Here is a 15,083-nt window from a genome sequence, read left to right on the forward strand (position 1 = left end):
TTATGTTATCTAGAGTCGCAGAACGCTTATTTTGGAGTGCACGCTACTTAGAGCGTGTTGAAAACACTGCTCGTTTGGTTAGTGTCTATGATGACCTACTGTTTGATTTGCCTCGCAACGTTCAAGTGTCATGGTACAACCTAATTGAAATTAACAGTGGCGTAGAGTTATTTGAGCAACGTTACAAGGTAAAAGATGAGCGCAACGTCGTAAAATTCTTGTTAGCGGATGACAGCAACCCAAGCTCTATGTTGTCTTCTATCAAAATGGTTCGAGAAAATATTCGTACTTCACGAGATGTGGTACCCAAAGAGATTTGGGAGCTGATCAACGAGCTGGACATCTATGCTCGCCATAATATTAAACAAGGCATCAACCGTTCAGAGCGCCATGATTTCCTGACCACGGTAATCAGCGGTTGTCAGACCATCATTGGTTTATTAGCAGGCGCTATGAGCCGTGATGCTGGCTGGCAGTTCCTGATTATGGGGCGTTACATAGAACGTGCGGACATGAACACTCGTATTCTGGATGCGGCACTTTCCTTGATGCTACAAGCAGAAAATGAAGAGAGCGTACAGCTCGGGCAAGTAGTTTGGTCTAAGGTATTAAAATCTCAAAGTGCTTACTTGGATTATCGCCGTACGGTCAGAACCTCAATTAATGGTGCGAAAACGGTGAGCTTCTTATTAAGAGATCCTTACTTCCCCCGTAGCTTAAAATATTGTCTAGAGCAGATTCGTGAAGCGGCCAATAAACTACCACGAGCAGGCATTATTGCGGCCAATATAGACAAGCTCAACGCCCGTTATTATGAGATCACGTCATCGGAAGATTTAGACCAAGAATTCCATGAGTACCTCAATGATATACAGCTGGACATCATAGATATTAGCTTTAAGATTACCGAAAATTGGTTTCAATTTCGTCAAGGAGACGCGACATGACCATCAGAGTAGCGATACAGCATAAAACTACTTACGAGTTTGATCGTTTTATCAATGTCGCACCGCACATTTTAAGACTTCGTCCTGCGGCCCACTCGCGCACTAAAATCCATGGTTACTCGCTTAAAGTGACGCCGGAAGATCACTTTGTGAATCTACAGCAAGACCCGTTTGGAAACTTTCAGACCCGTTTGGTATTCCCTGAGAAAACAAACAAACTGGAGTTCATGGTAGAAGTTATTGCGGACATGACCGTTATTAACCCTTTCGACTTCTTTGTAGAAAGTTATGCGGAAGACTACCCATTCTCCTATGACAAAGCCCTGAAAAAAGAGCTAGAGCCTTACCTTGCGGTCACGGAATCTTGCCCGCTACTAGACAAATGGCTATCCAGTGTTGATCGTAAGAAAACCCCTATTAATGATTTCTTGGTGAACATCAACGCCCGCTTAGCCAGTGAAATCGGCTACGGCATTCGCCTCGAACCAGGTGTGCAAACTTGTGAAGAAACCCTAACCTTATCTAAGGGTTCTTGTCGTGATACCTCTTGGTTATTGGTGCAAATCCTCCGTAGCTTAGGCCTTGCAGCGCGCTTTGCTTCTGGCTACTTGGTGCAATTAACCGCCGATGTCAAAGCATTAGACGGCCCTTCCGGCCCGGAAGAAGATTTCACCGACTTACACGCATGGTGTGAAGTTTACCTACCTGGTGCAGGTTGGGTTGGCCTAGACCCAACCTCAGGCCTATTTGCGGGTGAAGGCCACATTCCATTAGCGTGTACGCCAGAGCCTGCTTCTGCCGCGCCTATTACCGGTATGATCGACGAGTGTGAGTGTGAGTTCAGCTACACCAACATAGTGACTCGTATTCATGAAGATCCCCGTGTTACCAAACCCTACGCGGAAGGCGAGTGGGAAACCATTAAAGCCCTTGGTTATGCTGTTGATAAAGAGCTCGACGAAGGGGACGTCCGCCTTACCATGGGTGGCGAACCAACGTTTGTGTCCATTGATGACATGGACTCAGAGCAATGGAACACAGGTGCTCTAGGAGCTGAGAAGCTTAAGCTGGCAAAAGACTTATTGCTCAAAATGAAGAATGAGTTTGGTGCTAACGGCTTGCTACATTACGGCCAAGGTAAATGGTACCCGGGTGAAGAAGTCCCTCGTTGGGCACTTGGCTGTTTCTGGCGCACCGATGGTGAAGCTTTGTGGCAAGATCCAAAATACCTTGCCCGTGTTGATAAAGACTACAAGCACACTATCAAGGACGCAGAAGCACTAGGCAAAACCTTATGTGAAGAGCTTAAGCTTGAGCCTAAGTATCTGCAAAGCACCTACGAAGACACACTTTACTATTTATGGTTAGAGCAGTCGCTACCAGCGGATGCCGACCCAACCAAGGCAGATTTGAAGGACGACTTGGAACGACGTCGCCTAGCGAAACTACTGAATCGTGGCCTAAGCACCACCACAGGTTATTTACTGCCGTTGGAATTTAATACCATCACTCAGCAATGGCAAAGTTCGCTTTGGCCAATGCGTAGCGATGTCATTACTCTGATTCCTGGTGATAGCCCTATGGGTTACCGTTTACCGCTTAACTCTTTGCCTGCTGTGGTTGAAGAAGAGCAGCCTCAAGAACGCGACCCATTTGACCCTCGCCAACCTTTGGCCAATATGACGCAACCACAAGAAGCATCTGCGGTGACGCCGAGCACAGATAAGCGTACCGCTAAGCCTAAAGCCAAAAGTGGTAAAGAAAGTCTCTACAAAAACGTTGTTCGTACCTCTTTGTGTATTGAGCCGAGAGAAGGCCGTTTGCATGTCTTCATGCCACCACTCACCCACCTAGAACACTTCGTTGCATTGCTGACCAGCATTGAAAATGCCGCGAAAGCCCTAGACCTACCTGTGGTGATTGAGGGTTATGAGCCACCTAAAGACTCTCGTTTGCAGAAATTCCTTATTACCCCAGACCCAGGTGTCATCGAGGTAAATATCCACCCTGCAGCCAACTGGAAAGAGCTGGTTCACAATACAGAAACCCTCTACCACCAGGCTTATTTATCCCGCCTTGGTGCTGAGAAATTTATGTTGGATGGCCGCCACACAGGCACAGGGGGTGGTAACCATGTGACCCTAGGCGGTAGCACACCTAATGACAGCCCATTATTGCGCCGTCCAGAGTTGCTTCAAAGCTTAGTCACTTATTGGCAGCACCATCCAGGCTTGTCTTACCTATTCTCAGGCATGTTTATTGGCCCAACCAGCCAAGCACCACGCCCAGATGAAGGCCGCGACGAAGCTCTGTATGAAATGGAAATCGCCTTCCAAAACATGCCAGAAGGCTTTGTGGATCAACCTTGGTTGGTGGACCGCCTAATGCGCAACCTGTTGGTGGACATTACCGGTAACACTCACCGTTCCGAATTCTGTATCGATAAACTTTATGCAGCGGGCACTTCCAGCGGTCGCCAAGGTATCTTGGAGTTTCGTGGTTTTGAAATGCCACCTCATCCGCATATGTCATTGGTACAAATGCTGTTATTGCGTTGTTTGGTGGCAAGATTCTGGAAAGAACCTTATAAGAAACCTCTGGTTCGTTGGGGCACTAGCCTGCACGATAAATTCATGTTGCCTCACTTTGTCTGGCAAGATGTTAAAGAAGTGGTCGAAGACCTACAAAGACACGGCTTCCCTTTCAAACTCGAATGGCTTACGCCGTTTGAAGAGTTCCGTTTCCCACATTATGGTCGCCAAGAAATTGACGACATGGAAATTGAACTACGTTGGGCAATCGAACCTTGGCATGTACTAGGTGAAGAGATCACCGGCTCGGGTACGGCGCGCTATGTAGACTCTTCTGTCGAGCGTTTGCAGGTGAAACTGTCTGGTTTAACAGAAGGTCGCTATGTATTGAGCTGTAACGGTCGTCGTGTGCCAATTCGTTCTACAGGCCGTAAAGGTGAGTTCGTCGGAGCGGTACGTTACAAGGCTTGGGCGCCGCCATCTGCGTTGCACCCAACCCTAGGTATGGATACGCCTCTGGTATTTGACTTGATCGATACTTGGAATGGCCTTTCAGTGGGCGGCTGTACTTATCATGTCTCTCACCCAGGTGGTCGAACTTATGAGACATTGCCAGTGAACAGTAACGAAGCTGAGGCGCGTCGCGTCAATCGTTTCTGGGATCACGGCTTTACCCAAGGCCAGTTGTCTCCACCGCCAGCCTTTAGTGCTTTGCGTTCATTCCATCCTAATGGCGTGGTGCCAAGACCTATGTCTGTGCCAGCGGAAGAGCCAATGAATGAATATCCTCATACATTAGATCTACGTAAGAGGTATACTGTGCTTTAATTATCTCTATTTATATTAAAGTTCAGGCAATTTATGCAACAGCAATCTAGTCAAACCATGATGGCCACGGAAGAAATCCCTTCCGTGGCCTCAACTTTCACCTATGCGCAACCGCTTCACGCTTTTGATGAAGCCTTTGCCGAGAGTCGCTTACCAAGACCTCATTGGCAGCATTTACTCAATAAAATAGGTGAGCTAGGTCACAGTGGCATTCATGAGCGTCAGCGTCGTGCCCAGCGTATTTTACGTGAAGACGGGGCGACTTATAATTTATCCAGCGACCCACTAACGCCTAGCGTCTGGGCGCTAGATCTTATTCCTCACATTATTGATACCGCCAAATGGCAGGCCATCGAAACGGGCTTAAAGCAACGTTCAAACTTGTTTGACCTCATGCTGAAAGACCTTTACGGCCCTCAAAACCTTATCAAGAGCGGTATTGTTCCAGCAGAAATCATCTACAGTCACCCAGGCTTTTTACGCCCATGCCATGGCATAAGCGTACCGGGAGACCACCAGCTACTGCTGCACGCGGTGGATTTGGTGAATGATAAAAACGGTCAATATCATGTCATCGGTGACCGTACTCAAGCGCCAAGTGGCGCAGGCTATGCCTTAGAAAACCGTACCGTAATTTCACGAGTTATTCCCAGTGTTTTCAGAGAAAGCCAAGTACATCAGTTATCTGTGTATTTTCAATCACTGAAAAGCATGCTATCGAAACTGGCCAGCTCTTGGACAGATACCCCACGTATCGTGCTACTCACACCGGGCGCCTACAGCAATACCTACTTCGAGCAAGCTTACCTGTCCAATTACTTAGGTTTCCCCCTAGTACAGGGCAGTGATTTAACCGTGCGTAATGGCGCGGTTTGGATGAAGTCGCTAAATGGCTTGGCCAGAGTAGATGTCATTCTGCGCCATGTGGATGACGAATTCTGTGATCAGGCCGAGCTTAAAGCAGACTCTTTCTTGGGCGTACCAGGATTACTTGAAGCCGCCCGCGCAGGTAATGTGGTGCTTGCAAACCCTCTTGGCAGCGGTATTTTAGAAGCACCTGCACTACTTAAATTTTTACCCGCTATCAGTCAGTTCTTATTAGGCGAGCCATTGAGTTTGCCATCGGTGACAACTTGGTGGTGTGGCGACTCGCAAGACCTAGAATACATTTGCGCCAATATCTCCAAGCTAATCATTAAACCTGCCATGCGCAGCCGTATTAGTGGCAGCATTTATGGTCACACCCTGAGCCCAGAGAAAATCCAAGAAACCATCACGATGATTCGCAAGACGCCTCATTTATATGTGGCGCAAAGCTATATTCCAGGCTCCATATCGCCGACATGGGAAAGTGACAAACTCAACCCTCGCCCAAGTCTGTTACGTACCTTCTCCGTAGCCGATGAAGACAGCTACAGCATCATGAAAGGTGGCTTGTCCCGTGTGGGTTCCCAAGGGGAAGACACCATAGTCTCCAACTTGTCCCAATCGAAAAGTAAAGACACTTGGGTGTTAGCAAAAGAAGCCGAACAAAAAGTTTCTGTACTCAGCGACCAAGTCTTGCTGCAAGACGAAGCCTTGCAAACTAACCTGCCAAGCCGAGTAGTAGAAAACCTCTTCTGGATGGGACGCTATGCAGAACGTGCAGAAATCAGCATGCGTTTGTTACGAACCGTCTTTAAACAGATGAACGGGGTTGACCCTCTGCCCATGGAAAGTCAAAAAATTCTATTGGAAATGACTTCCGAGCAAACAGGCTGTTTACCGGGCTTTATCGAGGCAGAACAAGAACTCCTTGATAACCCTGAAGAAGAGTTGGTATCCATTATTACCGATGGCACTCGCCCAGGCTCGATCAAATCCAACCTACAAGCCATGCTTGGCTGTAGTGAGCAAGTAAAAGAAATGCTTTCTGCAGATACGCGCATCATCATCAATGAGTTACGGGATCATATCCAAGCCCTCGATGCAGCCTATCAAGACGGCCTGCCAGATGCCCCTGAGGAATCGTTAGACAGCTTAGTTACCTCTTTGCTGGCCCTATCCGGGTTAAACCATGAAAGCATGTTACGCGGCTTAGACTGGACCTTCCAAGAAATTGGTCGTCGTACCGAGCGTGCCTTGCAAACCGCTAAATTGCTCAAGTCTGCACTGACTCAACCCTTGAGCGATGTTCCGCAACAGCAGATATTAGAGTCGGTACTGTTAAGCGTGGAAGCCTTGATCTCATTCCGTCGCCGTTATCGTAACCGTGCTCGTATTGCCTACGGCCTAGACCTGTTAATGATCGACGACACCAACCCAAGATCACTGCTTTATCAAGTACAACAGCTTAACAAGTACATTAAACAGCTCCCTAGAAATGAAATGCCAACCGCAGGGTTAAGCCCTGAAAGCCGTTTGATCATTAAGTCTTTGAATGACATTCAGTTGGCCGACCTTGAAGTACTGGCAAAAGTCGATGACGAAAGCCAAACACGCTTACAGTTAGCGACCATGATGACCCAGCTATTGGATCAACTGGAACAATTTACCGTGTTGATTAGCGACAAATATTTCGACCACACCACAGGTCCACAACCCCTTATGAAAAGCACCATGGAGATCAATGTATGAGGTATCGCGTTCGCCATATAACGGAATATACTTACGGCGCACCGGTGAGCTTATGTTACAACATGGCTCACCTATTACCTCGTGATACTCACAACCAGCTTTGCTTGAATCAGAAAGTACAAATCAATCCGCCACCTGTTTATCAGAGCGAAAGTCAGGATTATTTTGGTAACCAGACCTTTTACTTTTCCATTCAAGAAGCCCATAAAAAGCTGGTAATCGATGTCACTACCGACTTTGAAGTCAGCCCATTGGATCATAAAAAGACCTTGGCAGATCACCCGATCACCTGTGGTGAGTTGCGTGCTCTTTTTGCCAACCCGAACACGCCAGAACTGCGCGTGGCAAAAGAGTTTGTCTTGGATTCCCCACAGATCAAATGCTCGGCAGAGCTCAAAGCCTATGCGGCCAAAGTATTCAGCGACGATCAACCCGTGCTGACTGCCGCCTTGGCCTTTACCAATAAGATATTCACCGAATTCACCTTCGACCCGAATGCCACCACGGTAGCAACACCATTAGAGCAAGTGCTCGAACAGCGCAGCGGGGTCTGCCAAGACTTTGCCCAACTGGCCATAGGTTGCCTTCGTTCCGTAGGCTTACCGGCTCGCTACATGAGCGGCTACCTAGAAACGCTACCACCGCCAGGACAAGAAAAATTAGTGGGCGCAGACGCTTCCCACGCTTGGTTTGCGGTGTTCATTCCATCACTAGGCTGGGTAGAATTTGACCCGACCAATAACATCATGCCAAGCGATCAGCACATAGTAACGGCCTGGGGGCGTGACTATTCCGATGTAACGCCACTGCAAGGGGTTATTTTTGAAGGCGGTAGTAGTCAACAACTGGCGGTATCGGTAGACGTAAGGCGCAGTTAAGCTTTATCTGCCCCGCCGGTAGATGATCTTCATAGCATGTAAAGGGGATATAGGGTAAGCTCCACCCCAATATAGTCACGGGTGTTGAACCATCAGCAACGTGCCCCTCCTAAAGATGCAATAAACAATGAGTACCACGTATGAGTTTCAACACCCTTGGGCTGTCTGCCCCGATTCTTAAAGCCATTGCGGATCAAGGCTACACCGAACCTTCTGCCATTCAGGCACAAGCGATTCCCGCGGTTTTAGAAGGCCAAGACGTTATGGCTGCGGCGCAAACCGGCACCGGCAAAACCGCAGGTTTTACCCTTCCTTTACTGGAACGTCTTAGTCAGGGTCAAAATGCCCAAGCCAACCAAGTTCGCGCACTCGTCCTTACCCCGACCCGCGAACTCGCCGCACAAGTTGCCGAAAGCGTAAAAAACTACGGCCAACACCTTGGGCTAAAATCCACCGTGGTCTTTGGTGGCGTAAAAATTAACCCGCAAATGATGGCACTACGCCGAGGCGCAGATATTCTTATAGCGACCCCTGGCCGTTTAATGGATTTATACAATCAAAAAGCCATCAAGTTTGATCAACTTGAAATCCTTGTTTTGGATGAAGCCGACCGCATGCTCGACATGGGCTTTATTCACGATATTAAAAAAATATTGGCCATCTTGCCGAAAAAACGCCAAAACCTACTATTTTCAGCGACCTTTTCCCCAGAAATTCGCCAACTTGCTAAAGGTTTGGTGAATAACCCTGTGGAAATTTCCGTGACGCCAAGAAACGCAACAGCGGTTTCCGTTGAGCAATGGCTGCACCCAGTGGATAAAAAGCGTAAAACCGACTTACTTATCCAACTGATCAGTGAAGGGGATTGGGATCAAGCTTTGGTTTTCTCTCGCACTAAACATGGCGCCAACAAGATCACCAAACAGCTAGAAGACGCTGGAATTCGTGCCAGCGCGATTCACGGCAACAAGAGTCAAGGCGCCCGCACCCGAGCTTTGGCCGACTTCAAAGAAGGTCGTATTCGCATTCTTGTGGCCACCGACATCGCGGCACGTGGACTGGATATCGAACAATTACCTCACGTGGTTAACTTTGACCTACCAGATGTCGCAGAAGACTATGTTCACCGTATTGGTCGTACTGGCCGTGCAGGCGCAACTGGGCAAGCGATTTCATTAGTCAGCGCCGATGAATTAGATCAGCTAAAAGCCATCGAGCGCCTAACGCAAAAACTGATTGAGCGTCGTTATGAAGATGACTTTATGCCCAATCATATGCTGCCTGACACTCAGCTAGATACTCGCCCTATCAAGCCGAAAAAACCAAAGAAACCAAAATCTGTGGCAACGAATAAGCCTGGCAACGCTCAAGCACGACGCAGCAAGCCAGCGGCACCTAAAGCCGATATGACACCAGGCCAAGGTCTACGCTCTAAGCCTTTAGCCCCTGCTCGTCGTAATCGTAAGCCTCGTCCAAGCCAAGACTAAACCTAGTTTCATGCCACTACGCCCTGTAGTGGCATGAAGTCTGCAACACCTCAATTATTTTTTTTACATCACTTTATAATTTTAACGCGTTTGCTCTCCTGTCGCTTTCTTGAGCTTGGTTCTTGCACCAGTTTTTCCCGCGTTATTTTTTATTGTATTCTAGTGGTGCACCTGTGACTGAATTGTCACCTTAATTGAGATAACTATGTCTGCCTCACAAAAGATTTTTAAGGTACGTCGTCATTACAATAAATGGGTCGCTGACCAAACATTAGAAGACTACGCTCTTCGCTATACCTCTAAGCAAGGTAGCAACATGAGCATAGAGCGAGTGGCTCACACAGCCCTTGGCGCGACGGCTTTCTTAGCCCTTGAAGGTCTGGCTGCTGCCATTACATTAAACTATGGCTTTAGCAATGCAGTTGCCGCCATATTGACGGTACTTTTCGTGTTCTTCATCACGGGTTTCCCCATTGCGTATTACTCGGCAAAACACGGTTTAGACATTGACCTTCTTACTCGTGGCGCGGGCTTTGGTTACCTAGGTTCCACCATTACCTCGCTCATTTATGCCACCTTTACCTTTATATTTTTTGCCATCGAGGCGGCGATTCTGGCCTCGGCCATGCAGGTGTTGTTTCATATTCCCTTAGCCATAGGCTATGCCCTATCCGCCATATTTGTGATTCCCATCGTAACTCACGGGATTCGTGCCATTAGCCGCTTTCAAGGGGCGACCCAATACCTATGGCTGGTGCTGCAATTTACAGCGCTGATTGTGGTGGTTTTTAACGAATACGAAAGCTTCACAGCCTGGACGGAATTCTCCATTCCTCATATTCCAACCAGCGACAGCTTCGACATTATTCTCTTCGGTACAGCAGCCTCCGTGCTCTTTGCCCTGATGGCTCAAATCGGCGAACAGGTGGATTACCTGAGGTTTATGCCAGAAAAGACCCCCGAGAACAAAAAACGCTGGTGGTTCTGGCTGACCCTCGCTGGTCCCGGTTGGGTGTTCATGGGGGCATTGAAAATGCTGTTAGGGTCTTTCCTAGCGTTTCAGGCTTACCAAAGTGGCTTGCAGTTTGATCAAGCCACCGACCCAACCCACATGTACCAAAAGGTTTTTCAGTTTTTAACCAACTCCCCTGCCTTGGCCCTCATTATGGCAGCGGTGATGGTGTTTATCTGTCAGATGAAAATCAACCTCACCAACGCTTACGCAGGCTCTATTGCTTGGTCTAACTTCTTCTCGCGGCTTACCCACAGCCACCCGGGCCGAGTCGTTTGGTTGGTCTTTAATGTGGTCATTGCTTTATTGCTGATGGAACTGGGCATTTACCAAGCTCTCGAAGCCATACTAGGTGTTTTTGCTATTGCGGCGGTTAGCTGGTTAGGGTGTTTATCCGCGGACCTTTTGATCAATAAACCCCTTGGCCTCAGCCCAGATTATGTGGAGTTCAAACGCTCTCACCTATACGATATCAACCCTGTTGGCACAGGCTCCATGCTAATCGCCACCATCTTAGGACTGATCAGTTACCTAGAAGTATTTGGTGAAGTCGCCAAAGCCTTGTGTCATTTTGTCAGCCTTGCCAGTTGCTTTATCTTTGTGCCGCTCATTGCTTGGCTTACCAAGGGCAAATATTACCTTGCCCGCCAGTCTCCTGAGTTATTACCCTATATAGAAATTGAAGCCCAGCAGAAACCCAATGCCACCACTCGTACCCTCACTTGCGGGATTTGTGAAAATGCTTTCGAAGTGGCCGACATGAGCTATTGCTCCGCCTATATGCAGCCCATTTGTTCTCTATGCTGTTCCTTAGACGTGCGCTGCCTTGACAGCTGTAAACCCCATGCTCGCATTACTCAGCAGAGTGTCGCCTTTCAGCGTTTATTTCTGCCTAAGAAAATTGTGCGCCTTATTAATTCGCGCCTTGGTCAGTTCGCCTCTTTATTGGCGCTGATCAACCTCATCAATGCGGCCTTAATGGCGCTTATCTATCGGCAAATGGCGCCGCAGACGCGAGCCGAAGAAATCTTACTCGGCCAAACCATGTGGACTCTATTCTTTACCCTATTAATCGTATCTGGGGTGTTATCTTGGCTGTTCTTACTCGCCCATGAAAGCCGGGTAGTGGCACAAAAAGAATCCAATCGACAAACCCGTAAGCTCACCAAAGAAATCGACGCTCACCAAGAAACCGACAAAGCCTTACAACTCGCAAAGGAATTAGCCGAGCGCGCTAATGCCGCGAAAAGTCGTTACCTCACAGGCATTAGCCATGAATTAAGAACGCCGTTGCAGTCTATTATTGGCTATGCCCAATTGCTCTCGGAGAAGAATGAAACACCACCTCAACACCAACATGGCTTAGACATTATCCAGCGCAGCGGGCAATACCTTGCTGATCTAATTGAAGGCTTATTGGATATATCCAAAATTGAAGCAGGACGGCTGGATTTGTATCGCGATACGGTGGATCTGCCTGCTCTTATTGATCAGTTATGCAATATGTTTTCCATGCAAGCCACCAGCAAGGGCATCCAGTTTCATAGCCATATTCGCGACCCTTTGCCAAACTCTGTCATCACAGATGAAAAACGCTTGCGCCAAATCCTGATAAACCTCCTATCCAACGCGGTCAAGTACACTCCTCAAGGGAAGGTAGAATTTCATATTCACTATCGCAATCAAGTGGCGGAATTCATCATCAAAGACACTGGGCCTGGTATACAGCAAGATCACCTGTCCCGTATCTTTGACCCGTTTGAACGAGTGCGGAATACTGATACGGCCAACTTGCCGGGCACAGGCTTGGGTCTCACCATAGTTAAACTGCTTACTGAAATTATGGGGGGCGATTTACAAGCAGACAGCAAGCTTGGTCAAGGCAGTGAATTTAAAGTCAGCCTAATGCTGCCTTGGGTGAATGATCAAATCGTGAGAGAGAGTCCGAAGCAGCGTATTATTGGCTATCAGGGTTACCAAAAGAAACTCTTAATCGTTGACGACGATCCGATTGTACGAGGCTTGTTGTCTGATCTATTAGTACCCTTGTCATTTATTGTCTACGAAGCACACAATGCTCAACATGCTCTTGAGCAAATCGACATGATTCACGCGGACTTAATTCTGCTGGATGTCTCAATGCCTGGCATGGATGGTTTAACGCTCGCGAAAACCCTACGCCAGCAAGACATCAGCGCCCCCATCATTATGTTGTCCGCTGATGCTCAGGAACACCACCGCCTTCCCGATGAGAAAGCCGCTTTTAATGATTATTTAGTCAAACCGGTGAACAACCTCACTTTACTAACCAAAATAGCGGAACATCTTTCATTGGATTGGGTATTTCAAGGCACAGAACAACCCGCTAAAATCTTACCCAATGCGACACCTAGCCCCCAACCAATCAGTGCCTCAAGCACAGAAATCAAACTACCAGATCATGAAATATTTCGGGAACTGAGTGCTTTTGCCGACATGGGGTATCGCAAAGGTATAGGAAACTGTTTAGAGAAAATTACTAAGCAAAACCTTGTACCCGAAGACGTTCAACAACAATTAGAGCGCTACTATCAAGCGTTTCAATTTGATCTTTTATCTAAGTTCATTATTGAGCATAGTGAGCCACCCAAAGGCACTGGAGAGACACAATCATGATGACAACGAAAAACGACATAGTTTTAGTGGTCGATGATTCGGCCGATGCATTGAGTCTAATTAACGACACTCTAGAAAGTGCCAACATGGATGTATTAGTTGCGCTTGAGGGTAAGCAAGCACTCACTATTGCAAAACGCATACGCCCAGACATTATCTTGCTGGACGCCATCATGCCCAATATGGATGGCTTTGAAACCTGTAGAGCCCTTAAAGCCGACGCTAATCTGGCTGCGATCCCGGTTATTTTCATGACCGGACTGTCCGATACGGACGATATTGTAAGAGGCTTAGAAGCGGGCGGCGTGGACTATTTAACCAAGCCCATTAAGCCAAATGAGCTGATCGCCAGAATGAAAGTTCATCTAAATAACGCAAGATTAACCAACAGTGCACAGTTGGCTCTAGACAGCACCGGACAACACTTAATGACAGTTTCAGATGCTGGTCATATAGAATGGGCCACCCCACAAACTTACGCACTATTTGCCAAAGCCCGCGCCACAGATGACTGGCAACAAACTGACATGGCGATGCAACTGCGCCTTTGGCTTAGCCAAAACCCCGCCATTGATAGCCGAATTGAGCTACACAATTTGGATTACCCTTTATCCGTCAAGATGATTAATAACCAAACCGGACAGGAAAGATTACTGAAACTGGAAGATGGCAAGCGCCCTACTGGCCCTCACCTATTGAAGCAAAAACTGGATTTAACGGAACGTGAATCGGAAGTTTTACACTGGTTAGCAAACGGCAAAACGAACCGAGACATCGCCCAAATTTTAGATATGAGCCCTCGCACGGTTAATAAACACCTAGAACAGATATTCCCTAAACTAGGGGTCGAAAACCGTACTGCCGCCGCAGGTATTGCGCTTAAAGTATTGGCGAATGATTAACGTAACCTACCTAACCGAACAAAAATTTATACTTTACCAAGCTTTGACTCTATTAAACTAGTTCTCAAAACAATATGGAACAGCGGAATTTTTTACTCAATCAAAAAAACTGAACTGTATAAAAGCACCAACAAAAAAGCCCTAGCAAGTACTAACCTGCTAGGGCTTATTTTATATGGTGGGCCTGCCCCGACTTGAACGGGGGACCTGCCGATTATGAGTCGGATGCTCTAACCAACTGAGCTACAGGCCCTAAAAGCGACACGAATTATATAGGTAAGAGGTTGCATTGCCAAGATATGCTTGCAGTTTTCTCCGCGAATTTGAAAAATTCCCTGTTATATCAAGCCGCCACGGATTTCACTAAGCCTCCTGGTGTTGTACCAATCACCTTTTTAAAGGTTCGACGGAAGGCCGCTTCACTTTGATAGCCTAATTCTTGGCTTAATAAGGCTAGATTTCGCTCACCATTAATCAGCCGCTGGCTGGCCAAACGCATGCGCCATAAGGCCAGATAATGCATGGGGGTCATGAGCATTGCTTGTTTAAAGTGGGCACTGAAGACTGAGCGAGACATGCCAGCTTCTGCCGCTAAGCTGGCCACTTGCCAAGGGTGTGCTGGGTCGTCATGAATGGCAACTAGAGCACGGGCCAGTTTGCGGTCACTCAAGCCCGCCATGAGGCCAACTTCAATGCGCTGGAACTGCAAAAAGGCACGTAGCAATTGCACTAGGTAAGCTTCGGCCAAACGTTCCACCACCACTTTAGACCCACATCGTGGATCCATACTTTCCTGTAGTAATAGCTGTGTCATAGGCGCAAGCTGTTTGGCAATATCATCGTTTTTAGCCACTTTTATCCAGCTTTGCTGGCGCTCTAATAAAGGGTTTAAACGATTATTGGCCAATACGCTACCAAAGGAAAAGTCGCACTCCAATAGTCGGGCAGACTCCCCAATTACTTGTAAAGATAAGGGCTGACCAACAGCCAGCCACAAGCCGTCTCCCCGCTCTAAACGTAAGGTTTGACCGCTATTGCTGGTAAGTTTCACCTCACCTTCCACGAGATAAAACCAGTAACAAGCATGCGGTAACAATGCTAATTTTTTTAGGCCCTGATGTTGCTCGCAGGCAACACCAGAGGCAGTAGCACGGAAGTTATGCAACACAGATGAAAGACGGTCCATTTTAACCTCTCGATTCAATCTATAATACGATCTGCAATATA

8 protein-coding genes and 1 tRNA gene are annotated in these 15,083 nt (G+C 47.6%); 7 read left to right on the forward strand and 2 right to left on the reverse strand.

Translation table 11 applies throughout. The annotated features are described in order from the left end of the window. Positions 1-2: 2 nt before the first annotated feature. From ACUM5Y_RS03255 to ACUM5Y_RS03285, 7 genes are all read left to right on the forward strand, one after another. Complete coding sequence (locus ACUM5Y_RS03255; protein WP_445975414.1) at positions 3-947, forward strand: alpha-E domain-containing protein; 945 nt, start codon at positions 3-5, stop codon at positions 945-947. Continuing rightward, the gene (locus ACUM5Y_RS03260; protein WP_445975415.1) at positions 944-4,306 is read left to right on the forward strand and encodes a transglutaminase family protein; all 3,363 of its coding nucleotides are present in this window, start codon (positions 944-946) and stop codon (positions 4,304-4,306) included. The genes ACUM5Y_RS03255 and ACUM5Y_RS03260 overlap by 4 nt, the downstream gene beginning before the upstream one ends. A 33-nt stretch (positions 4,307-4,339) precedes the next feature. Continuing rightward, entirely contained in the window at positions 4,340-6,922 is a 2,583-nt protein-coding gene (locus ACUM5Y_RS03265; protein ID WP_445975416.1) for a circularly permuted type 2 ATP-grasp protein, read from the forward strand. Next, positions 6,919-7,800: a transglutaminase family protein gene (locus ACUM5Y_RS03270; RefSeq protein ID WP_445975417.1), complete on the forward strand. Its 882-nt coding sequence runs from the start codon at positions 6,919-6,921 to the stop codon at positions 7,798-7,800. Before ACUM5Y_RS03265 ends, ACUM5Y_RS03270 begins: the two co-directional genes overlap by 4 nt. A gap of 140 nt (positions 7,801-7,940) precedes the next feature. Next, positions 7,941-9,287 carry a DEAD/DEAH box helicase gene (locus tag ACUM5Y_RS03275; protein ID WP_445975418.1) on the forward strand — a complete coding sequence of 449 codons (1,347 nt, stop codon included), beginning with the start codon at positions 7,941-7,943 and terminating at the stop codon, positions 9,285-9,287. Between the two features lie 205 nt (positions 9,288-9,492). Further along, a complete protein-coding gene (locus ACUM5Y_RS03280) occupies positions 9,493-12,954 on the forward strand; it encodes an ATP-binding protein (protein WP_445975419.1) in 3,462 nt (1,153 codons plus the stop codon). Beyond that, positions 12,951-13,856, forward strand: a complete 906-nt coding sequence (locus tag ACUM5Y_RS03285) for a response regulator (RefSeq protein ID WP_445975420.1) — start codon at positions 12,951-12,953, stop codon at positions 13,854-13,856. The genes ACUM5Y_RS03280 and ACUM5Y_RS03285 overlap by 4 nt, the downstream gene beginning before the upstream one ends. Positions 13,857-14,032: 176 nt before the next feature. On the opposite strand, the gene ACUM5Y_RS03290 is transcribed toward ACUM5Y_RS03285, so the two are convergent. Together ACUM5Y_RS03290 and ACUM5Y_RS03295 are read right to left on the reverse strand one after the other, a co-directional pair. Continuing rightward, a tRNA-Ile gene (locus ACUM5Y_RS03290) sits at positions 14,033-14,109 on the reverse strand. Positions 14,110-14,199: 90 nt separating this feature from the next. Further along, positions 14,200-15,042: a helix-turn-helix domain-containing protein gene (locus ACUM5Y_RS03295; protein ID WP_445975421.1), complete on the reverse strand. Its 843-nt coding sequence runs from the start codon at positions 15,040-15,042 to the stop codon at positions 14,200-14,202. Between the last annotated feature and the right edge of the window lie 41 nt (positions 15,043-15,083).

It is taken from the genome of Marinomonas dokdonensis (assembly GCF_052747885.1).

Excerpts from the sequence above, each read along its gene's own strand:
- ACUM5Y_RS03255 (WP_445975414.1), top strand. The coding sequence starts at position 3 with ATGTTATCTAGAGTCGCAGAACGCTTATTTTGGAGTGCACGCTACTTA.
- ACUM5Y_RS03260 (WP_445975415.1), top strand. The coding sequence starts at position 944 with ATGACCATCAGAGTAGCGATACAGCATAAAACTACTTACGAGTTTGAT.
- ACUM5Y_RS03265 (WP_445975416.1), top strand. The coding sequence starts at position 4,340 with ATGCAACAGCAATCTAGTCAAACCATGATGGCCACGGAAGAAATCCCT.
- ACUM5Y_RS03270 (WP_445975417.1), top strand. The coding sequence starts at position 6,919 with ATGAGGTATCGCGTTCGCCATATAACGGAATATACTTACGGCGCACCG.
- ACUM5Y_RS03275 (WP_445975418.1), top strand. The coding sequence starts at position 7,941 with ATGAGTTTCAACACCCTTGGGCTGTCTGCCCCGATTCTTAAAGCCATT.
- ACUM5Y_RS03280 (WP_445975419.1), top strand. The coding sequence starts at position 9,493 with ATGTCTGCCTCACAAAAGATTTTTAAGGTACGTCGTCATTACAATAAA.
- ACUM5Y_RS03285 (WP_445975420.1), top strand. The coding sequence starts at position 12,951 with ATGATGACAACGAAAAACGACATAGTTTTAGTGGTCGATGATTCGGCC.
- ACUM5Y_RS03295 (WP_445975421.1), bottom strand. The coding sequence starts at position 15,042 with ATGGACCGTCTTTCATCTGTGTTGCATAACTTCCGTGCTACTGCCTCT.